The following is a 19731-nucleotide window of genomic DNA, read 5'->3' on the forward strand; positions in this document are numbered from 1 at the left end:
CGCATCATCAAGCGCATAGACTTAGAACGACCCATTCAAATGAATCCACGGAGACTCCTTTACCCCACGGTCGCAGTTCTGGGCATCGTGACGCTGGGCGCCTATGCCTACATCGAACAGCGCAAGCCGCAGGCGCCCGTTGAACAGTCCGGCGCATCCGGCAAGCCGGCCGACAATGCGGGCAAGGGCGGGAAAGGTGCCGCCTCCGGTCCGGCGGCGGTCGATGTGGCAACCGTCACCGCGGTGCGCCTGGTGGACGATGTCAATGCAACCGGCACCCTGCGTTCCAATGAAGCCGTCATGATCCGTCCGGAAGTGGCCGGCCGCATCGCGCGGCTCAATTTCAAGGATGGACAGCAGGTCAGGAAGGGTCAGGTCCTGGTCGCCTTCGATTCCACGGTCAATCAGGCCGAAGTGCAGCAAGCCAAGGCCGAGCTCGGCATCGCCAAGGCCAATTTCGAGCGCAACGCCGACCTCGCCAAGCAGAAATTCATTTCCGAACGGGCTCGCGACGAGTCGCAAGCCAATGTTCAGGTGCTGGAAGCCAAGCTGGCGCTGGCCGAGGCCCGCCTGGCCAAGCTGGAGATCAGGGCGCCGTTCTCCGGCATCGTCGGCATCCGCAACGTCAGTGTCGGCGATTACGTGAAGGACGGCGCCGACCTCGTGAACCTGGAAGACATCTCCAGCGTCAAGGTCGATTTCCGCATCCCTGAACGCTATGCCGACCTCGCCCGCACCGGCCAGGCCATCGAAGTGCTGGTCGATGCGCTGCCGAACAAGCCTTTCCGCGCCAGCGTCGATGCGATCGATCCCCAGGTCGACAGTTCCGGCCGCTCCGCCTTGCTGCGGGGCCGCATCGCCAATGCCGAAGCTCGCCTGAAGCCGGGCATGTTCGCCCGCGTGCGCCTGATCCTTGCGGAAAAGGAAAAGGCCCTGATGGTGCCGGAAGAAGCCATCGTGCCGCAAGGCGCGAAGGCAATGGTGTGGAAAGTGACGGATGGCAAGGCCTCCAAAGTGGAGGTCAGGACCGGCCTGCGCCGCGCGGCCAAGGTCGAGATCACGCAGGGATTGGCGGAAGGCGACATGGTGGTGACGGCGGGGCAGATCCGCCTGACGCGCGACGACACGCCGATCCGCATCGCACCGGGCGGCAAATCCGCCACCGGGCCCGTGCCGCCCGACGGACCGCTGACCTCATCGAACAAGAGCTGAGCGGAGCCGTCCATGGTCATATCCGATATCTGCATCCGCCGTCCGGTCTTTGCGACGGTGCTCTCGCTGGTGATCGTGCTGATCGGCCTGGTCTGCTACAAGCGGCTGGCCGTGCGCGAATACCCGAAGATCGACGAACCGGTGGTCACGGTGGAAACCCGCTATCCCGGTGCCAGTTCCGAGATCGTCGAGTCCCAGGTGACCAAGCCGATGGAAGACTCGATCGCCGGCATCGACGGCATCGATGTGCTGACGTCGATCTCGCGCGCGGAACAAAGCCAGATCACGGTGCGCTTCCGGCTCGAAAAGGACCCGGATTCCGGCGCCAACGATGTGCGCGACCGCGTATCCCGCGTCCGTTCCAAGCTGCCGCAGACGATCGAGGAACCGGTGATCGCCAAGGTCGAAGCCGATGCCAGCCCCATCATCTGGCTTTCGTTCTCCAGCGATACCCTGTCGTCGCTCGAGCTGACTGACATCGCCAACCGCATCGTCAAGCCGCGCCTGCAGCTGCTTCCCGGCGCCGCCGATGTCCGCATCGGCGGGGAGCGCAAGTATGCGATGCGCATCTGGCTCAACCGCGATAAGCTCGCCGCCTACCGGCTCACGCCCGCGGACGTGGAAGACGCGCTGCGCAAGCAGAACATCGAGATTCCCGCCGGCCGCATCGAATCGAAGCAGCGCGAATTCTCGGTCGTCTCGCAGACCGACCTGACCACGCCGATGCAGTTCGAGGATGTCGTGATACGCAGCGTCAACGGCTATGCGGTTCGGGTGCGGGATGTCGCCAGCGTCGAGATCGGCCCGGCGGTCGAGCGCTCGTCGGTGCGCTTCAACGGCCAGAATGCGGTATCGCTCGGCGTGATCCGGCAAGCGACAGCCAATCCGCTGGAACTGGCCGGCTATGTAAAGGCCGAACTGCCGCGGCTGAACGAGGAACTGGAGCCGCAAGGCGTCAAGATCCGCATATCGGTGGATAACACCGTCTTCATCGAGCGCTCGATCAGTTCGGTGTACAAGACTATCGGCGAAGCCGTGATCCTGGTCGCCCTGGTGATCTTCGTTTTCCTGCGCTCGGTGCGCGCCTCCATCATTCCGCTGGTGACCATCCCGGTATCTTTGATCGGCGCCTTCGCCATCATGTCGCTGGCCGGCTTCTCCATCAATACCTTGACCCTGCTGGCGCTGGTGCTGGCGATCGGTCTCGTGGTCGACGATGCGATCGTCGTGCTGGAAAACATTTACCGCCATATCGAAGACGGCATGCGGCCTTTCGAAGCGGCACTCAGGGGGGCGAAGGAAATCGGCTTCGCCGTGATCGCGATGACGATGACGCTGGCGGCGGTGTACGCCCCGGTCGCGTTTACGCCCGGCCGCACGGGGCGGCTGTTCGCGGAATTCGCATTGACGCTGGCCGGCGCGGTCGTCGTTTCCGGCTTCATCGCCCTGACGCTGTCACCAATGATGTGCTCGGTGCTGCTGAAACACCAGCCGCAGCAACAGCATGGCGTGATATACCGCGCCATTGAAAGCGTCCTGAATGCCATGACTTCCGCATACCGCCGCCTGCTGGGCCTGGTGCTCGGGGCGCGCTGGCTTGTGGTGCTGATGTATCTCGTCGTCATCGGCGGCCTGGTCTGGCTCGGCAGTACCATGAAGAAGGAACTGGCGCCGGTCGAGGACAGGGGCATCATTTTCACCGCACTGGCGGGGCCGGACGGCGCTTCGCTTGCCTATACGGAGAAATATGCGCGGCAGCTCGAAGGCATTGCTGCGGAGACCAAGGAAATCGACCGCGTCTTCATCATCGCCGGCAATCCAACGGTCGAGCGAGGAGTCGCATTCATGCGTACGGTCGACTGGTCCGAGCGCAATCGCAGCACGATCGACATGATCAAGGAAATGCAGCCGAAGATGGCCGGCGTGCCCGGCGTGCTCGCGTTCCCGAATGCGCCGCCGTCGCTGGGACAGTCGATCCGCGAGCGGCCCGTCAATCTCGTGGTACTTACCAACGCATCCTATGAAGACCTGCAGCAGGTGGCCCAGCGCATCGTCACCGAAGCCAGCAAGAATCCCGGCCTGTCCAACATCGACACCGACCTGCGCCTGAACAAGCCCCAGGTCAATGTGGAAGTGGACCGCGACAAGGCCGCCGATGCCGGCGTGCAGATCGAAACCGTCGGCCGCACTCTCGAAACCATGCTTGGCGGACGCAACGTCACCCGCTTCAAGAAGGACGGCGACCAGTACGATGTCATCGTGCAGATCAAGAATGGCGAACGCGACGCGCCCGACGACATCAATAACATTTTCGTGCGCGCGGTCAGCAAGACGGCCGGCGGTCAGGAGCAGATGGTGCCGCTGTCGAGCCTGCTGAAGGTGAGGGAAGCCGTCGCCCCGCGCGAGCTGAACCACTTCGGACAGCGCCGGGCCGTAGTCATCTCCGCCAATCTTGCCAACGGCTACACGCAAGGCGAAGCAATCGATTTCATGGAAGACACCGCCAGAGCGATCCTCAAGCCGGGCTATGCAACCGACCTGTCGGGCTCCTCGCGGGAATATCGTTCGTCGGCCGGCAGCCTGGTCATGACCTTCGTGCTGGCGCTGGCCTTCATCTACCTCGTGCTTGCGGCCCAGTTCGAAAGCTTTGTTGATCCTTTCATCATCATGCTGACCGTACCCCTCTCGATGGCCGGTGCCCTCGCTGCACTGCAATTGACCGGCGGTACGTTGAATGTGTACAGCCAGATCGGCTTGATCACGCTGGTGGGGCTGATTACCAAGCACGGTATTCTCATCGTCGAGTTCATCAACCAGCTGCGCGAAGAGGGCAAGCCGCTGCAGGAAGCGATCGTCGAAGCGGCCGTTCTGCGCCTGCGCCCGATCCTCATGACCACCGGCGCCATGGTGCTCGGCGCCATTCCGCTTGCGCTGGCCACGGGCGCGGGAGCGGAATCGCGTGTCCAGATCGGATGGGTCATCGTGGGCGGCATGAGTTTCGGTACACTGCTGACCCTGTTCGTCGTTCCGACCTTTTATACTTTCTTTGCACGCCAGAAGACGCATGCGCCCGAACCGGGGACGCTGCCTGCGCCTGCTGCAACAACATACTGACCATGCGACAAATTGTACTTGATACCGAAACCACAGGCCTGAACCCGCGCTCCGGCGACCGCATCATCGAGATCGGTTGCGTGGAGATCGTCAACCGCCGCCTGACCGGCAACAATTTCCATGTCTACATCAATCCCGAGCGCGATTCGGAAGAGGGCGCGCTCGCGGTGCACGGGCTGACCACCGAATTCCTCAGCGACAAGCCGAAGTTTGCCGGGATCGCGGATGAATTGCGCGATTACGTGCGCGGCGCCGAGGTCATCATCCATAACGCACCCTTTGACCTCGCCTTCCTCGACGCCGAGTTCGAGCGCCTGGGCCTGCCCCGCTTCAAGGAGCACATCGAATCGGTCACGGACACGCTGGTGCAGGCCAAGGAACTGCATCCAGGCAAGCGCAACTCCCTGGACGCGCTATGCGACCGCTACGGCATTTCGAATGCTCACCGCGTTCTGCACGGCGCGTTACTGGACGCGGAACTGCTGGCGGAAGTCTATCTCGCCATGACGCGCGGCCAGAACAGTCTGACGATAGATCTTGCCGTCGATCAGCCGGCTGCGGATGCGGAACAGATTGTTGCTACGGCGCCTGTGGAAGAGATGATCGTGCTCGCCGCGGATGAAGCCGAACTGGCGGAGCACGCCGCCTTGCTCGATAAGCTCGACAAGGAAGTCAAGGGCGCATGCATCTGGCGCGCGGAACCTGCTCCGGCAAATTGATTCGCCGGGGCATTTGTGCCATAATGTCGAGCTCTCGGACAGTTAGCTCAGGGGTAGAGCACCGCCTTCACACGGCGGGGGTCACTGGTTCAATCCCAGTACTGTCCACCAGAATTCGAGGCCTGCAATCGCAGGCCTTTTTCTTTGGGCATGCAAGTGCATGTGCCCGCGAACTGGCCAACAATCGCCATCCCATCTCAGCTCCTCATGAAGCCTTGGCTTCCATCGCCTGGCACAGCTTTTCGCTGAAGCCCCGCCATTCCAGAGGCTTGACGATATAACTGCTGATGCCCAGTTCCTGAGCCGTATTCAAGTCTTTCTCTTCTCCCGATGCGGAAAGAATGATCACGGGAATCGATGCCAGGTGTGGTATGCGCCGTATCGTTGCCAGCACTTCCAGTCCGTTAAGCTTCGGCAATTTCAGGTCCAGCAGGATCGCGGCGGGATTTTCCCTTGTTCGCGAAGAAAAGGTGTCCGCACATAGGAGGAAGTTGATTGCTTCTTCGCCGTCACGCGCGAAGGCGACTTCATGCGGCAATTCGCATCGTTCGATGGCAATCCGGACGAGCTCGATATCGAGGGGGTCGTCTTCGACGACTAGGATAAGGTTGGACATCTAGAAATTTTAACGAATCACGCACTCTTCTCCCGGGAGTGTCGTTTGACCTGACTCAGCAATGACTCGGATTTTTCGACGGACGCGATGAAAGGGCAGTCGACTCGACTGGATTTCGCTTGCCCGGGATATCTCTCCCGCAAGGAAATTGCGTGAACGGCAAGTCTGAAATCCTGACTAAGAATCAGGAGGCGATGATCCCATGAACAGCAATGAACCCATGCCGTTCCAGAAATTGAAATTTTCTCTTCAGTATGTTTGGCGGCTCGCCATCCCGTTCTGGCGCTTCAGAGATGCCGGGCGAGGTTCCATTGAACAGCGAATCGCGAATTACCGGTACAACCGTGAACAGCGCAGCGTGCTGCCGTTTTACATGTGGAAGTGGGTGGGTATTGCGTTATGCATGATGCAGCTGATGCGGGTGCTGTCGGACGTGGTATCCAGCACCTCGGCTCAGGGCAGCAGCAATCTATGTGCCGCCTTGTTTTGCATGAGTGCCGGTATTGGCTTTGCCTTTGCATGCATCGTACTGATGCTGCTCATGGCAAGCTATCTTTATCTCAGTTGCGTCGAAAGATAGGAATTCATTGAAAGAACGTGATTACGTTCTTCGAAGCTGGCAGTTAAACGTTTCAGGCAAGCCACTGGATGGCTGCGTAGATCATGCCGATGCTCACAGCCGCGGAGGACGCCATGCAAAGAACCGCCTGCAGCTTGTTGTAGTTGAAGGTCTTTTCCGACTGGATGACGACTGCGTCTTGGCGTACGTTGTTCATGCTGTCTCCATTGAGCTAAAGCAATCGATTGCTTTCGATCATTGTATAGAACAGCTTCTTTGAATCAATAGTCTGTTAGGCAACTTTTTAAAATATTTGATTGAGATTACTCAAATACAGTTGACCAGCAAAAATAGTTGCCATTTTGAGAACGGGAATTTGGTGATGGCATGCAATAAAAGGATTCAGGACGCCAAGTCAGCGGCCAGAGTCCTTTTTACTTGCGGCCGGCCTTTGCCGAAACCGCAAATTTTGCGGCGCGCGTACCGGCAGGTTTTGCCTTCACGCTCCGAGGTGCTTGGAGAGGGGGCGGCCCGGATTTTTTCACATGCTGCAGTTCTTTTGGCGCAAGCCTCTGTCCCGGCCTGTTTCCCATGCCCACGGCGGGTGGCGTGTAGCGCGGCACGAGATGCCGGTCACTGTTGCCGATCAGGTCGGAGCGGCCCATGCGCTGCAGCGCCTCGCGCAGCATCGGCCAGTTTTCCGGGTCGTGATAGCGCAGGAAGGCCTTGTGCAGTCGGCGGATCTTGCCGGTCCGGACGGTTTCCACTGCCTCGGAATCCGCCGAGATCTTGTGCAAGGGATTCTTGCGGCTGTGGTACATCGCGGTCGCCATCGCCATCGGCGTCGGCAGGAAGGTCTGCACCTGGTCAAGCTGGAAGTTGTTTTGCTTGAGCCACAAGGCCAGCTTCAGCATGTCTTCATCGGTCGTGCCCGGATGTGCCGCGATGAAGTAGGGGATCAAGTACTGCTCCTTGCCTGCTTCCTTCGAATAGCGTTCGAACATTTCCTTGAATGCGTAATATGAACCCATGCCCGGCTTCATCATCTTGGTGAGCGGGCCTTCCTCGGAATGCTCGGGCGCAATTTTCAGCAGGCCACCCACATGGTGGGTCACCAGTTCCTTCACGTATTCCGGCGAGCGCACGGCGAGGTCGTAGCGAAGTCCCGAGCTGACCAGGATTTTCTTGATGCCAGGGATGGCGCGCGCCTTGCGGTAAAGCTGGACCAGCTTGCTGTGGTCGGTATTGAGGTTGCTACAGATGGTCGGATACACGCAGGACAGGCGGCGGCAGGATTCCTCAATCTTCTTGTCCTTGCAGGCCAGGCGGTACATGTTCGCGGTCGGTCCGCCGAGGTCCGAGATGGTGCCGGTGAAGCCCTTGGTCTTGTCGCGGATGAGTTCGATTTCGCGCAGGATCGAAGGCTCGGAACGGCTCTGGATGATGCGGCCTTCGTGTTCCGTGATCGAGCAGAAGGTGCAGCCGCCGAAGCAGCCGCGCATGATGTTGACCGAGAAGCGGATCATTTCCCACGCGGGGATGCGCGCCTTGCCGTAGGCCGGATGCGGCGCGCGCGCATAGGTCAGGTCATAGACGCCGTCCATCTCGTCCATCGCCAGCGGAAGCGGCGGCGGATTCAGCCATACATCGCGTTCGCCGTGCGCCTGGACCAGGGCACGTGCATTGCCCGGGTTGGATTCCAGGTGCAGGATGCGTGAAGTATGTGCATACAGCACCGGGTCATCTTTGACCGCCTCGTAGGCAGGCAGGCGAACGACGGTCTTGCTGCGCTGCTCCCTGAGCGCCGCCTGCCGTTCCTCGCGGCTCAGGATCAGCACCGGTTTTTCCTGTGGCGCGGCGTCGGTCGTGGCGCAGCTGGACGGCTCCTTCGATTTCATTTCGTACGGGTCGGCATGCGGTTCGATGCGGCCCGGCGTGTCGTAGCGCGTCGAGTTGGCTTCGCTCCAGTCGGGAGCGGGTTTCCAGCCGCTCGGCACCATGAATGCGGTGCCGCGCAGGTCGCGGATCGAGCGGATCGGTTCACCGGCGGCAAGGCGGTGCGTGAGCTCCACCAGCGCCCGTTCAGCATTGCCGTACAGAAGGATATCCGCCTTCGAATCGGGAAGCACGGAGCGGCGCACCTTGTCTGACCAGTAGTCGTAATGCGCGATGCGTCGCAGGCTGGCTTCGATGCTGCCGATGACTACGTTCACATCGGGAAAGGCTTCCCGGGCACGCTGCGCATAGACAGTCACTGCCCGGTCGGGACGCTTGTCGGGATCGCCGTTGGCGGTATAGGCGTCTTCCGAGCGGATCTTGCGGTCCGAAGTGTAGCGGTTGATCATCGAATCCATATTGCCGGCAGTTACGCCGAAATACAGGTTGGGCCTTCCCAATGCCCGGAAGGCGTCCGCCGAATGCCAGTCCGGCTGGCTGATGATGCCGACCCGGAATCCTTGTTTTTCCAGCAGCCTGCCGATCAGAGCCATGCCGAAGCTGGGGTGATCGATATAGGCATCTCCCGTGATGAGGATGACGTCGCAACTGTCCCAGCCGAGCGCATCCATTTCCGCGCGCGACATAGGCAGGAAGGGTGCCGGTTTGGTGTAGTCGGGCCGGAAACGGGGATAGGAAAACAGGTTTTTCGGGGTATTCATGTTGGGGCGGATTGTACCGGAAATGCAGGTATGCAGCGCTTCAGGCGGGCAGGCGAAGGTGGCAGGGCGAACGGACTGAGACCGCGAGGCAGGGCGCAAGTTGCAGGCGAACGCAGAGGGAGACTTCTATTTCAGCCTAGCGCGTCGAAGGCGAACCAGGGGGCCTTTCGGAGAAGCCCTGGAAGAATTGGCCCATGATGCCGCCGGCGGGCGGAATGCGATGGCCGTTGGCATACATGCATTGCTGGTAGCCGATGTCGTAGCGCCGCTGCAATTGTGCGGCGGTGGTTTCCGCTGCGTTGACCCCGGACAGTCCACCCAGCGCGAAGCCGCCGCCGGCACCGGCCGCCGCGCCACGGCCGCCGCTGATCGCGGCGCCGGCCGCTGCTCCCAGGGCGGTGCCCAGTGCAGTCGATCCGATGCCGCTTGCGCTGATGGCGTTTTGGCCGCCGGAATTGTTCAATTGTTCGGAGGCGAACTGGCGGCACAGTTCATTGTCGGCGCGAAACTGGTCGAAGTTTTTTCCGCTGCCCGGAAGGACCATGACACTCGGAGCATTGGGAGTCGGCGTAGTGCATGCGCTCGTTAGGAGTGTCAGGCAGATCAGTACGGCGGGCGTCGGAAACTTGGTGCTCATCGTCATCTTAGGTCCGGGTGCGCGGATACCACTTCCCAGCCGCTGGGGCACGCTTGTGCGGCCGGGTAATAAGCTTGACTGCTTCTGCAGTAGAAATGCCAATTGTTCTGCTGCATGTCACGTGCGTTTTTGTCCATGTAGGCCTTCGGAATGACATGCACCGTCATGACAGGAGGATAGGTATGGATTCTAGAGGATGGATAGTCGGCCTGCCATGGATAAGTGCCTGCAACTGCATGATGGAGTCCGGCCGGTGGCGGGAAGGCCTGCTTCCAACCCTGGTCCCCAGCCCAGGCTGCCCCGGTAAATGAAAGGCCAAGCACCATGAAAGCGACATAACGCGGGTGCGGAAAGCTCATGACGATCTCCGGAATTTGTTCGGGTTCTCGAGGTTCCACGCGGTCTTTCACATGGTGCATGGAAAATGTGAAATTTTGACAAATTGTCATCTCCCGAGTTCTCGAAATCCGGATTGAGTTGAACCCGGGAAGGCAATCGACGGAAAATCATGTCCTCCTGTCTTGCCTGAATGCCATTGGAACTCACACTTCGAGGGTCTATCCAACCAGTCCTTGTCTTGGACAATTTCAGTTAAGGAGCCGCACCATGATGCAGACCAACGAGTTACAGCAACGCTTGAGCCAGGTGGAAGACACGATTCATGATGCAGCCCGGCGCTGCGAGTCGACCAATGGCGTTCCGATGGCGGTGAAGGACAGCATGCAGCTACTGGATCAGCGGATCATGCAGAGCAGCGACATGATGCAGTCGCAGGATGAGAGCCGCATCCGTCAATACATCGACGATCTGGAGCAGATCGGGGACAGGGCGAAGGACGCTTGTGAAAATGCGCCGGAAGAAATGGACGACTCTCTGCGCGATGTCGTGATGCAGGCCCACCGCCAGCTGTCGGACCTGAAGCATCAGCTGCATTGAGCAGTGCCGCCTGCAGGGCGGAGGCGCCTTGCAGGCCTGGAAAGAGGTACGCCTGGCTGGCCCGGGAAGAGGCTGGTCAGGCACGCATGATAAGGCTGTCTCGCGGCTTACTTCGCCGGTACGCCGTCAGGCAGCACGACGTTCACATCCAGCACTTCCAGGTTGCCCTGGCGATCAAGCGAAATCTTGATGTCCTCGGCATTGACCTTCGCATACTTCGAAATCACCTCGATCAATTCCTTGTGCAGTGCAGGCAGAAAGTCGGGACCGTCGCGGCCGTTCCGCTCGCGCGCAATGATGACCTGCAAGCGTTCCTTGGCCGCGCTCGCGGTCTTGGGTTTACTGTTAAACAGGAATGAGAGCAGCGCCATATCACCTACCTTTGAAGAGTCTCTGGAACAAACCAGGTTTTTCGTAAGCGATGAAGCGCAGCGGCACCTCGTGTCCGAGGAAGCGCGCGACCACGTCCTGGTATGCCTCGGCGACATCCGTGCCGGCCATGTGGATCGCGGGGTTGCCCTGATTGGAGGCGTGCAGTACCGACTCGGATTCGGGGATGATGCCGATCAGCGGAATGCGCAGGATTTCCTGCACGTCGGTGTAGGACAGCATCTCGCCGGCTTCGACGCGCTTGGGTACGTAGCGCGTGATCAGCAGGTGCTCCTTGACCGGTTCGCCGCCGTTGAGGGCACGGCGCGACTTGGCCTGGATGATGCCGAGGATGCGGTCTGAATCGCGCACCGACGAAACTTCCGGGTTGGTGACGACGATGGCTTCGTCGGCAAAGGTCAGGGCCATCACCGCGCCGTGCTCGATGCCGGCGGGCGAATCGCAGACGATGTATTCGAAATCCATCTTCCTCAATTCGTTGAGGACGCGTTCGACGCCTGCTTCGCTCAGCGCATCCTTGTCGCGTGTCTGCGACGCGGGCAGCACGAACAGGTTGTCGCAGTGCTTGTCCTTGATCAGCGCCTGGTTCAGCGTGGCTTCATTGTTGATTACATTGATCAGGTCATACACGACGCGGCGCTCGCAACCCATGATGAGGTCCAGGTTGCGCAGGCCGACGTCGAAATCGATCACAGCGGTCTTGTGTCCGCGCAGGGCGAGCCCGGATGCAAAGCTGGCGCTGGAGGTGGTTTTGCCGACGCCTCCCTTGCCGGACGTTACAACAACGATTTTGGCCACGAAAAACTCCTTAATAGACAAATGACTAAGCGCGAATGGACAGAATGTCTATCCGGTCGCCTTCAAGACGGACCTGCGCCGGCTGTTTCGCCAGATCCTTGGGTAAGCCGCCGTCGAACGTACGGTAGACGCCCGCAATGGAAACTAGCTCGGCCTCCATGCTCAAGGTGAAGATCCTGGCGTCGGCATTGCCGCTGGCACCTGCCAGCGCGCGGCCGCGCAGCGGAGCATACACATGGATGCTGCCGTCGGCGATCAGCTCGGCGCCGTTGTTGACGATGGCGTTGACGATCAGGTCGCTGCCGCGCGCATAGATGCGCTGTCCGGCACGAACCGGAACATCGACGATCATCGCCGGGACGGCGGTGGGTACATCGACGCGCACCTCTACGCGCTCCACGACGGGCGTTGCCGGTGCGGGCGGCGCAACAGGCGCAGGTGCTGGAGGCGCCTGGACGGCGGCGGCTTCGGCTTCCCGCGGTTCATGTCGCGGCGGAGGCAGGGTATCGATGCTCAATCCATGCGCAACGATCTGCGGTTCCAGATCCGAAGGCGCGCCGCGGACGGCGACGAGATTGAGTTGGTAGCTGCGGAAGAGCGCGGTGAGGGCGGGCCAGTCGATGGAACCGGTTTCCGGTCCGCAGCCGCTGATATCGACTACAACCAGGTCATGATCAAAATAATCCGAGGCGCCGCCGGTAGCCTGTTTCAGCGCTGCCTCTATAGCGGCAAGCTCGGTCGTGCGCAGGATCGCCGACACGGCGACGACTGTGGAAATCTTGATTTCGATGGGCTTGCTGCCTTGATTCTTTGACATAGGTTTGTATCGGTAATGGCGAAACCTGCATGAGCAAAAATGAACGCCTGGCCCGTTAAATGAATCGGGCCGCGTCGAAAGCGGCCCGAACGTAAGGGGGAAAGCGAACTTCTCTACAGCGCATTGAACAATTTGCTCACCACTCGCTCTGTGCTTTGCGCGATATTATACCCGTTGCAGCGGCGCTATCCTCCTGATTTCCAATACTATTCCATTGCTGTTTCAGCGATTGGCGACCTGATGCGGTCGCAAACCCGGCCTTCCTATAGCGCGGTCCGCAACGCGAACAGCTCGGGGAAGAGGACGACTTCCAGCATTTTTTTCAGATAGCTGGCGCCCGCGGTGCCTCCGGTGCCGGTCTTGAAGCCGATGATGCGTTCGACGGTGGTCACATGGCGGAAGCGCCAGTAACGGAAGGCGGTTTCCAGGTCGACCAGCTTCTCGGCCAGTTCATAAAGCGCCCAGTGTTTCGACGGGTTGCGATAGACTTCCAGCCAGGCGGCCTTGACCGATTCGTCGGGGCTCGTCGGCCTGGTCCAGTCGGCGTTCAGCCGCGCTTCATCGACGGGCAGACCGGCGCGCGCCATCACCAGTATCGCTTCATCGTAGATGGATGGCGCGCGCAGGGCGGCTTCGAGCCGCGCATGGGCCTCGGGCGATGTTTCATGCACGCTCAGCAGCGCGGGATTCTTGTTCCCCAGGATGAATTCGATCTCGCGGTACTGGTATGACTGGAAGCCGGACGACTGGCCGAGATAAGGCCGGATCGCGGTGTATTCGGGAGGCGTCATGGTGGCCAGTACATCCCATGCATGCACCAGCTGATCCATGATGCGCGCAACCCGCGACAGCATCTTGAAGGCCGGCGGCAGGTCGCCCTGATGAATCTGCCGCCGCGCGCCCTGCAGTTCGTGCAGCATCAGTTTCATCCACAATTCGCTCGTCTGGTGCTGCACGATGAACAGCATCTCGTTGTGGTCCGGCGAACGCGGATGCTGCGCCGAGAGTATCTGGTCGAGGCCGAGATAGTCGCCGTAGCTCATCGTCTTGCTGAAATCCATCCTGGCGCCGTGCCAGGATGCGGAATCCTTTTCTTTTTCCATGATGGCCTTCCTCAGGTGACCGCGTCGCGCCGTGCGTCGGGGTCGTATTGTTTGCGGTCGAGGATGTCGGCGAGCGTGTCGACGGCATCCCAGACATCGGTAAAGCTGGTGTAAAGGGGCGTAAAACCGAAGCGCATGATGTGCGGCTCGCGATAGTCGCCGATGACGCCACGCTCGATCAGCGCCTGCATCACCGCATATCCGTGCGGATGCGCGAAACTTACTTGGCTGCCGCGCTGCGCATGTTCACGCGGCGTGAAAAGTTCGAGCGAATGCCGGCTGCATCGCGTTTCCACCAGTTCAATGAACAGGTCGGTGAGCGCCAGCGACTTCGTGCGGATCGCATCCATCGACGTCTGCGAGAAGACGTCCAGTCCGCATTCGACCAGCGCCAGCGAGGTGATGGGCTGGGTGCCGCACAATGCGCGCCGTATGCCCGCGATGGGCTCGAACTGCGGTTGCATCGTGAACGGACTCGCATGCGACCACCATCCGGAAAGCGGCTGGCGGAACGCCTGCTGATGGCGTTCGGGCACCCAGATGAACGCCGGTGCGCCGGGGCCGCCATTGAGGTACTTGTAGGTGCAGCCGACCGCATAGTCGGCGTCGGCGCCGTTCAGGTCGACTGGGACGGCGCCGGCCGAGTGCGCGAGATCCCACAGCATCAATGCGCCTTGCGCATGCGCCAGTGCCGTGACTTCACGCATGTCGTGCATGCGCCCGGTGCGGTAGTTGACATGCGTGAGCATCACTACGGCGGTACTTGCGTCGACTGCCTCGCGTAGTTGCGCAGGCGAGTCGATCAGCTTGATTTCATAGTCGCGCTCCAGCCACGAGGCGAGGCCTTGCGCGATATAGACATCGGTCGGGAAATTCTCGCGCTCCGTGACGATGACTCGCCGGCTCCTGTCCGGATACGATTGCTCCTGCTGATGCAGGGCGGCGGCGAGCGCCTTGAACAGGTTGACCGAAGTGGAATCGGTCACGACCACTTCATCCGGCCTTGCCCCGATCAGCGGTGCCAGCTTCGCGCCCAGCCGCGCGGGAAGGTCGAACCATCCGGCCTTGTTCCAGCTGCGGATCAGGTCCTTGCCCCATTCGGCTTCCACCACCTGCCTTGCGCGGTCGAGCGCGCTTTTCGGGCGCGCGCCCAGCGAATTGCCGTCGAGGTAAATTACGCCGTCCGGCAGCGCAAACTGCTCTCGAAGCGGGCGCAGCGGGTCATCGGCATCCAAGGCCTTGCAGTCCGAACGCGGCGTCATTCGTCATCTCCTTTCAAGCGCCTCAGCACGGCACGCACCGGGCTGGCATCCAGGCCGGCAAGTTTAAGGGGCAGGGCAATCAGTTCGTAGTCTCCCGGCTCGACGGCGTCCAGCACGATGCCTTCGAGAATGGCGATCCCGGCGGCGCGGACCGCATGGTGGGCATCCATGGTTTTCGATTCCTGCGGATCCAGCGACGGGGTGTCGATGCCGATCAGCACCACGCCGTGCCTGGCAAGCAGCGCGACGGTCTCGGGTGCAATGCTGGCGAAGCCGGCATCCCAGCGGTCCCGGGGTGCCTGGTCGTATGTGCGCATCAGCACTCGAGGCGGACAGTTTTCCAGCGCATGTTCGATATGTCCCGGTTCGATCCGTTTTACCCCCAGGCAGCCAATGACCCGGCATGAGCCCAGATAGGCATCCAGTGCGACCGCATCGATGGCCTCGCCGCTCGGGTCGTAGTGCGACGGCGCATCGCAATGTGCGCCGGTGTGAGTCGACATTGTGATGCGGCTGACATGGACCGGACAGCCGTTCTCGATCTTCCAGGTCGGCTCGGCGCTGAACGGCGTATCGCCTGGCCAGACAGGAGTTGCATGCGAAAGCGTCGGGCTGATGTCCCAGAGTAAGGTGTTTGCTGGCATGGAAATGTCCTTGATGACTGATGCCTGCATTTTATGACGTGCCGATTCGATTTTTTCTTCAAAATCGACGAGTATTCCATGTCAAGGTAGAATTAAATTTCATTTAATCTACCTCTTCCGGTGAATAATTCTAATGACCCTTGATGCCATCGATATCAAGATACTTAACCTGCTGCAGACCGACGGCAGGATGAGCAACCTGGAGCTGGCGGAGAAAGTGTTTCTCTCGGCGTCTTCATGCCTGCGCAGGGTACGGCTGCTGGAAGACGCCGGAATGATCAGCCGCTACAGCGCCATCCTGAGCCCGACGGCGCTCGGACTGGAGGTGGATGCCTTCGTGCAGGTCACCATGCGTCGGGATGTCGAGCACTGGCATGAAAATTTTCTGGCATCGCTGCAGGCATGGCCGGAAGTCGTCGGTTCGTTCATCATCACCGGCGAGGCCAATTACCTGCTCAGGGTGAGAGCGCGCAGCCTCAAGCATTTTTCCGCCTTTGTGCTTGAAAAACTGTATAAGACGAGCGGCGTGCTGGACATTCGATCCAACATCGTATTGCAGACCCTGAAGGATACGCAGGCAATTGCGCCTGAACTTCTCGGCGAATAACAGGCTAACCGAGGCATGTAGCGATAAATTCTTGCAAGGCGCCGGTCGGCCCCTGTTTGCACGAGGCGCGGCACGAACCAAACACGTGAGCGTCAATCCAACGGGTCTGCAAACTTTGCCGGCGCTTTCCAATCTGTATCGATCTACCATTTGATCGGTCCTGGTTTGTTTCAACCTTGCAGCTTGCGCCTGCGAGCGCTTGTGCGCCCATGATCCGAACGGGGCGGGAAAGCATCGGCACTGCTAATACGATTCAAAGGAGACGCCATGAATACCAAGCGTGTAGCCGTTGTCACTGGCGGCATGGGTGGATTGGGCGAAGCGATCTGCAAGAAGCTTGACCAGTCCGGTTTTCAGGTGGTCGCCACCTATTCGCCGTCCAACGCCGATCACAAGACTTGGCTTAGCGAACGTAAGAAGGAAGGCTTTGACTTTGCGGCTGCCTGCATCGACGTATCAGATTTTTCTTCCTGTGAATCGGGCGTGATGCAAATCCTTCGGGATGTCGGACGCATCGATGTTCTTGTCAACAATGCCGGCATCACGCGCGACACCACGCTCCGAAAAATGTCTCACGAGGATTGGCTCGCCGTTCGCAAGACCAACCTGGACAGTGTTTTCAACATGAGCAAGCTCGTCATGCACGGCATGCTCGAAAACCAGTGGGGTCGCCTGGTGAATATCGCCTCCGTCAATGCCCAGAAAGGCGCCTTCGGTCAAACGAATTATTCAGCCGCCAAGGCCGGTGTTCATGGATTTACCAAGGCCCTGGCACTGGAAGTCGCCAGCAAGGGAGTCACTGTCAACACCATATCCCCAGGGTATCTGAGTACCAAGATGGTGTTGCAGATCCCGAGTGACATATTGCAGGAAAAGATCCTTCCACAGATTCCCGTCGGACGACTCGGCAAGCCGGAAGAGGTGGCCGGCCTTGTGGCTTACCTGTGCTCCGAGGAAGCAGGTTTCCTGACTGGTGCAAATATTGCGGTCAATGGCGGGCAGCACATGTACTAAGGCGCAAGCTGGCTTGCAAAATACGCGATTGATGTAGCTCAAGCGCGGGGCACGGTCAGGGCCGTCGGCCACGGAATCCGCAGAGAATAGCGCTGACCGTTACGGTTTACTTTTCTTGCTTATTTCAGGATCAACAAATGCAAAACATGACTAATCCCTTCATGGGCATGTATCAAACTCAGATCGAGGCTTCCCGGCGCTTCCTCGACACGATCTTCTCGACGACGGAAAAGCTCGACCAGGTGGTCAGGGGGGCCGCGCAGCGCGCCGTCAATGAGCAACTCAATTTTGCCGAGGCCGTAACCCAGGCCAAGGATGCGACATCGATCGGTACTACCTGGCAGTCGGGCATGGCGTCGCGCAATTCCGATCAGGCAGTCAACTATCAGCGTGAGCTGATTCGCATCATCGTGGAAATGCAAAGCGAGTTGGGAAAAGGTGCACAGGATTACGTCGAACAGTTGCGCAATCAGGCGGCAAGCGGCTTCAAGCCGCAGGTCGATGCATCCGCGGCGCAAGCTGCAACAAACGTCATGCCCAATCCGATGACGAGCCTGTTTTCAGCATGGCAGGATGCATTCAAGCAGGCCGGCTCACTGGCCCAGCGCAATCTCTCGGCCACCACCTCCACATTCACCGATGCGCTCGGCACGGCCGCGCAGCAAACCTCGCGCTATGTGGATGCGACTGCAGGCAATGCCCGCAATCTTGCGGCGAGCGCTGAAAACAGCGTTGATTCCGCGGCCGAGTCGGACGTCGTTGCCGGCTCCTCAAATAACGCATCTTCCGAACCGGGCGCCGAGCGTAAATCAACGGTGACCACGCCAGGCGGTAAGAAAAAATAATAGTTGTGCGTAATAGTTGTGCGGAAAGGATGCGCCGGCATCCTTTTTGGCAATGCCCGGCGCCGGACTAAATCAATGTGGTTCCCGATCCTGCTCCTGAAACGAAAAAGCCCGTCGGTGTGACGGGCTTTTCTATAAATCCAATTTCACAGCTCATGCACTGGCCAACTGTGCTCCCCAATCAGGATCAGACTGATCATTCTGTTGAGCCGCTGCCTTGGACTTTTTTGCGGCCACCTGTTTCGCCCTTGAGCTTGACGGCGGCAAGCGGCGCAAGGTGCGCAGCGCTTCGGGATCCTTGATGCCAATGGAGCGCTGATCGACGGTGATCAGGCCGATTTCATTAAATGCAGACAAGGTGCGGCTAACCGTCTCCAGCGTCAGGCCGAGATAGCTTCCGATTTCATGCCGCGTCATGCGCAGATTGAAGAGCTTGCTGGAATAGCCCATGTCCGCATAACGCTCGGAAAGATTGACAAGGAAGCGTGCCACCCTGGCTTCGGCGCTGAGAGCGCCTAGCATGCTGACCATGGCTTGTTCGCGCACCAGCTCCCGGCTCATTACGCTGTACATTGCATGTTCGAACTCAACATGGGCGCGTCCAAGTGCAGTGAGCTTCTTGAACGGCAGGAGAATCAGGTCGCAATTGGACAGGGCGACAGCTTCTGAGGCATAGCGCTTGGTGTGGATGCCATCCACGCCGAATAGATCACCCTTCATCGGGAAACTCAGCACTTGCTCGTTGCCGAACTCGTCGATCAGCACTGTTTTCAGAAAGCCCGAATGAACGATGTACAGGGTGTCGAACGGCTGCCCGATGGTGTGGATGCGCTGCCCGGTCTTGAACTGTACATGCTGGAACAGCAGTTCTTCATCGGTATGTATCGCTGCCGAGGTAATGCGCAGGACATCGCACAATTCCTTCAGGTTCGACCATAATTTTCCCTGGCGTTGCCAACCCGCTTCGACGGACGATGTATGCAATGCTGTAGTTGTTGAGTCGGTGCGGACATCAGGTGCTTGAGTTGACAACATAGTCATCTCCTATTTCAGGGATTTCAGTTAATGCATGCGCGCTTGAGCATGCAAAGGATTCAGCGCCGTCGATTTGTTCAGTCTTTCTATTCAAGAGTTTTGATCTAGAACATCAGACGTGCACCGATCGCTTGCTGCACTTCATAACAAGTAGCCAGTATCGCAACTGCAACAGGCTTTTGGCTATCGGGAGGGGCTGAATTGGAATGTAGGGGAGATATGCATCTTGTAGGAATGCGCCTACAAATCGACGTAATATTTACTGAGCGGCAGCGAAGCAAGTACTTGCGCTATTAGAATGCCACCCTGTCTAGCGTGGCAACACCGCTTGAACTAGGCAGCGGACGAGGTGACGACTAAGCGAGAAAAGTCTTTTGACCAATTACATTTGGGAAAGCACAGGCGGGGCGAGCGGAGGTGTGAATGGAGCGGTAGACAGACAAGAGGCGAACGCCTCCTGTTTCAATTTCTCAGGGGCCCAAGCAGTCGATGCTGAACTGCATACTGGACCATTTCGGCCAGTGAGTTCATATTCATCTTGGTCAGTATGCGCGTCTTGTGAGTACTGACCGTTTTTGCGCTCAGGTGGAGGAAGTCCGCGATTTCGGTAATCGATTTGCCGCTTACCAATAAAGTGAACACTTCAAATTCACGGTTTGAAAGTTGCTTGTGAGGCAAGTCTTCATTGGAGCCTGTCAGATTTTTTGTGTAAAGCGGGGTCATGAAATAATACCGAAAGGGATGTTCCATGACCGACGTAATGACC

The 19731-nt window shown here is 59.2% G+C and carries 21 protein-coding genes and 1 tRNA gene; 9 read left to right on the forward strand and 13 right to left on the reverse strand.

Translation table 11 applies throughout. The features are described from left to right. Nucleotides 1-39 precede the first annotated feature (39 nt). The 4 genes from RY831_RS18695 (at nucleotide 40) to RY831_RS18710 (ending at nucleotide 5156) form a co-directional block, all read left to right on the forward strand. Nucleotides 40-1212 carry an efflux RND transporter periplasmic adaptor subunit gene (locus RY831_RS18695; RefSeq protein ID WP_326507897.1) on the forward strand — a complete coding sequence of 391 codons (1173 nt, stop codon included), beginning with the start codon at nucleotides 40-42 and terminating at the stop codon, nucleotides 1210-1212. 12 nt (nucleotides 1213-1224) lie between these two features. Beyond that, nucleotides 1225-4326, forward strand: coding sequence for an efflux RND transporter permease subunit (locus RY831_RS18700; RefSeq protein ID WP_326507898.1), 3102 nt, complete (start codon nucleotides 1225-1227; stop codon nucleotides 4324-4326). Between the two features lie 2 nt (nucleotides 4327-4328). Further along, complete coding sequence (gene dnaQ / locus RY831_RS18705) at nucleotides 4329-5045, forward strand: DNA polymerase III subunit epsilon (RefSeq protein WP_326507899.1); 717 nt, start codon at nucleotides 4329-4331, stop codon at nucleotides 5043-5045. Nucleotides 5046-5081: 36 nt separating this feature from the next. Further along, a tRNA-Val gene (locus tag RY831_RS18710) sits at nucleotides 5082-5156 on the forward strand. A 94-nt stretch (nucleotides 5157-5250) separates the two neighbouring features. Here the strand turns inward: RY831_RS18710 and RY831_RS18715 are convergent. Continuing rightward, on the reverse strand, nucleotides 5251-5661 hold the full coding sequence (locus RY831_RS18715) for a response regulator (protein ID WP_326507900.1): 411 nt from the start codon (nucleotides 5659-5661) through the stop codon (nucleotides 5251-5253). Nucleotides 5662-5863: 202 nt separating this feature from the next. Between RY831_RS18715 and RY831_RS18720 the strand changes: the two genes are divergently transcribed. Next, nucleotides 5864-6241: a hypothetical protein gene (locus tag RY831_RS18720; protein ID WP_326507901.1), complete on the forward strand. Its 378-nt coding sequence runs from the start codon at nucleotides 5864-5866 to the stop codon at nucleotides 6239-6241. Nucleotides 6242-6293: 52 nt separating this feature from the next. Here the strand turns inward: RY831_RS18720 and RY831_RS18725 are convergent, their stop codons facing one another. From RY831_RS18725 to RY831_RS18740, 4 genes are all read right to left on the reverse strand, one after another. Then, nucleotides 6294-6437: a hypothetical protein gene (locus tag RY831_RS18725; protein WP_326507902.1), complete on the reverse strand. Its 144-nt coding sequence runs from the start codon at nucleotides 6435-6437 to the stop codon at nucleotides 6294-6296. A 217-nt stretch (nucleotides 6438-6654) separates the two neighbouring features. Continuing rightward, entirely contained in the window at nucleotides 6655-8877 is a 2223-nt protein-coding gene (locus RY831_RS18730; RefSeq protein ID WP_437126289.1) for a YgiQ family radical SAM protein, read from the reverse strand. A 136-nt stretch (nucleotides 8878-9013) separates the two neighbouring features. Next, a complete protein-coding gene (locus RY831_RS18735) occupies nucleotides 9014-9514 on the reverse strand; it encodes a hypothetical protein (RefSeq protein WP_326507903.1) in 501 nt (166 codons plus the stop codon). A 2-nt stretch (nucleotides 9515-9516) separates the two neighbouring features. After that, complete coding sequence (locus RY831_RS18740) at nucleotides 9517-9873, reverse strand: hypothetical protein (protein WP_326507904.1); 357 nt, start codon at nucleotides 9871-9873, stop codon at nucleotides 9517-9519. 247 nt (nucleotides 9874-10120) lie between these two features. Here RY831_RS18740 and RY831_RS18745 point away from each other — a divergent pair, with 247 nt between their 5' ends. Further along, the gene (locus RY831_RS18745; RefSeq protein ID WP_326507905.1) at nucleotides 10121-10450 is read left to right on the forward strand and encodes a hypothetical protein; all 330 of its coding nucleotides are present in this window, start codon (nucleotides 10121-10123) and stop codon (nucleotides 10448-10450) included. A 107-nt stretch (nucleotides 10451-10557) separates the two neighbouring features. On the opposite strand, the gene minE is transcribed toward RY831_RS18745, so the two are convergent. The 6 genes from minE to kynB form a co-directional block, all read right to left on the reverse strand. After that, nucleotides 10558-10821: a cell division topological specificity factor MinE gene (gene minE, locus RY831_RS18750; RefSeq protein ID WP_326507906.1), complete on the reverse strand. Its 264-nt coding sequence runs from the start codon at nucleotides 10819-10821 to the stop codon at nucleotides 10558-10560. Nucleotide 10822: 1 nt separating this feature from the next. Beyond that, nucleotides 10823-11638, reverse strand: coding sequence for a septum site-determining protein MinD (minD, locus tag RY831_RS18755; protein ID WP_326507907.1), 816 nt, complete (start codon nucleotides 11636-11638; stop codon nucleotides 10823-10825). 25 nt (nucleotides 11639-11663) lie between these two features. Then, nucleotides 11664-12455, reverse strand: a complete 792-nt coding sequence (minC, locus tag RY831_RS18760; protein ID WP_326507908.1) for a septum site-determining protein MinC — start codon at nucleotides 12453-12455, stop codon at nucleotides 11664-11666. Nucleotides 12456-12718: 263 nt separating this feature from the next. Further along, nucleotides 12719-13558 (reverse strand): tryptophan 2,3-dioxygenase, encoded by an 840-nt coding sequence (gene kynA, locus RY831_RS18765; protein WP_326507909.1) that lies wholly within the window; start codon nucleotides 13556-13558, stop codon nucleotides 12719-12721. A gap of 11 nt (nucleotides 13559-13569) precedes the next feature. After that, nucleotides 13570-14820: a kynureninase gene (gene kynU, locus RY831_RS18770; RefSeq protein ID WP_326507910.1), complete on the reverse strand. Its 1251-nt coding sequence runs from the start codon at nucleotides 14818-14820 to the stop codon at nucleotides 13570-13572. Then, nucleotides 14817-15464 carry an arylformamidase gene (gene kynB, locus RY831_RS18775; RefSeq protein WP_326507911.1) on the reverse strand — a complete coding sequence of 216 codons (648 nt, stop codon included), beginning with the start codon at nucleotides 15462-15464 and terminating at the stop codon, nucleotides 14817-14819. Before kynB ends, kynU begins: the two co-directional genes overlap by 4 nt. A gap of 124 nt (nucleotides 15465-15588) precedes the next feature. On the opposite strand from kynB, the gene RY831_RS18780 reads away from it, so the two are divergent. From RY831_RS18780 to RY831_RS18790, 3 genes are all read left to right on the forward strand, one after another. Continuing rightward, nucleotides 15589-16071 carry an Lrp/AsnC family transcriptional regulator gene (locus tag RY831_RS18780; RefSeq protein ID WP_326507919.1) on the forward strand — a complete coding sequence of 161 codons (483 nt, stop codon included), beginning with the start codon at nucleotides 15589-15591 and terminating at the stop codon, nucleotides 16069-16071. Nucleotides 16072-16338: 267 nt separating this feature from the next. Continuing rightward, nucleotides 16339-17085, forward strand: a complete 747-nt coding sequence (phbB, locus tag RY831_RS18785) for an acetoacetyl-CoA reductase (RefSeq protein WP_326507912.1) — start codon at nucleotides 16339-16341, stop codon at nucleotides 17083-17085. A 137-nt stretch (nucleotides 17086-17222) separates the two neighbouring features. Next, nucleotides 17223-17930 carry a phasin family protein gene (locus RY831_RS18790; protein WP_326507913.1) on the forward strand — a complete coding sequence of 236 codons (708 nt, stop codon included), beginning with the start codon at nucleotides 17223-17225 and terminating at the stop codon, nucleotides 17928-17930. Nucleotides 17931-18083: 153 nt separating this feature from the next. On the opposite strand, the gene RY831_RS18795 is transcribed toward RY831_RS18790, so the two are convergent. Both RY831_RS18795 and RY831_RS18800 read right to left on the reverse strand, forming a co-directional pair. Continuing rightward, entirely contained in the window at nucleotides 18084-18965 is an 882-nt protein-coding gene (locus RY831_RS18795; protein ID WP_326507914.1) for a Crp/Fnr family transcriptional regulator, read from the reverse strand. Between the two features lie 462 nt (nucleotides 18966-19427). Continuing rightward, nucleotides 19428-19731: response regulator transcription factor (locus RY831_RS18800; protein ID WP_326507915.1), on the reverse strand; the 304-nt coding region annotated here is incomplete at its 5' end.

The sequence above is a fragment of the Noviherbaspirillum album genome (assembly GCF_035916955.1).
GTDB lineage: Bacteria > Pseudomonadota > Gammaproteobacteria > Burkholderiales > Burkholderiaceae_D > Noviherbaspirillum > Noviherbaspirillum album.

What these genes read in the sequence shown, in the direction of transcription:
- RY831_RS18740 (WP_326507904.1), bottom strand. Translation starts at nt 9,873, where the DNA reads ATGAGCTTTCCGCACCCGCGTTATGTCGCTTTCATGGTGCTTGGCCTT.
- dnaQ (WP_326507899.1), top strand. Translation starts at nt 4,329, where the DNA reads ATGCGACAAATTGTACTTGATACCGAAACCACAGGCCTGAACCCGCGC.
- kynU (WP_326507910.1), bottom strand. Translation starts at nt 14,820, where the DNA reads ATGACGCCGCGTTCGGACTGCAAGGCCTTGGATGCCGATGACCCGCTG.
- RY831_RS18695 (WP_326507897.1), top strand. Translation starts at nt 40, where the DNA reads ATGAATCCACGGAGACTCCTTTACCCCACGGTCGCAGTTCTGGGCATC.
- minE (WP_326507906.1), bottom strand. Translation starts at nt 10,821, where the DNA reads ATGGCGCTGCTCTCATTCCTGTTTAACAGTAAACCCAAGACCGCGAGC.
- kynB (WP_326507911.1), bottom strand. Translation starts at nt 15,464, where the DNA reads ATGCCAGCAAACACCTTACTCTGGGACATCAGCCCGACGCTTTCGCAT.
- RY831_RS18720 (WP_326507901.1), top strand. Translation starts at nt 5,864, where the DNA reads ATGAACAGCAATGAACCCATGCCGTTCCAGAAATTGAAATTTTCTCTT.
- RY831_RS18700 (WP_326507898.1), top strand. Translation starts at nt 1,225, where the DNA reads ATGGTCATATCCGATATCTGCATCCGCCGTCCGGTCTTTGCGACGGTG.
- RY831_RS18790 (WP_326507913.1), top strand. Translation starts at nt 17,223, where the DNA reads ATGCAAAACATGACTAATCCCTTCATGGGCATGTATCAAACTCAGATC.
- RY831_RS18795 (WP_326507914.1), bottom strand. Translation starts at nt 18,965, where the DNA reads ATGTTGTCAACTCAAGCACCTGATGTCCGCACCGACTCAACAACTACA.
- RY831_RS18735 (WP_326507903.1), bottom strand. Translation starts at nt 9,514, where the DNA reads ATGAGCACCAAGTTTCCGACGCCCGCCGTACTGATCTGCCTGACACTC.
- RY831_RS18725 (WP_326507902.1), bottom strand. Translation starts at nt 6,437, where the DNA reads ATGAACAACGTACGCCAAGACGCAGTCGTCATCCAGTCGGAAAAGACC.
- kynA (WP_326507909.1), bottom strand. Translation starts at nt 13,558, where the DNA reads ATGGAAAAAGAAAAGGATTCCGCATCCTGGCACGGCGCCAGGATGGAT.
- phbB (WP_326507912.1), top strand. Translation starts at nt 16,339, where the DNA reads ATGAATACCAAGCGTGTAGCCGTTGTCACTGGCGGCATGGGTGGATTG.
- RY831_RS18730 (WP_437126289.1), bottom strand. Translation starts at nt 8,877, where the DNA reads ATGAATACCCCGAAAAACCTGTTTTCCTATCCCCGTTTCCGGCCCGAC.
- RY831_RS18745 (WP_326507905.1), top strand. Translation starts at nt 10,121, where the DNA reads ATGATGCAGACCAACGAGTTACAGCAACGCTTGAGCCAGGTGGAAGAC.
- RY831_RS18715 (WP_326507900.1), bottom strand. Translation starts at nt 5,661, where the DNA reads ATGTCCAACCTTATCCTAGTCGTCGAAGACGACCCCCTCGATATCGAG.
- minC (WP_326507908.1), bottom strand. Translation starts at nt 12,455, where the DNA reads ATGTCAAAGAATCAAGGCAGCAAGCCCATCGAAATCAAGATTTCCACA.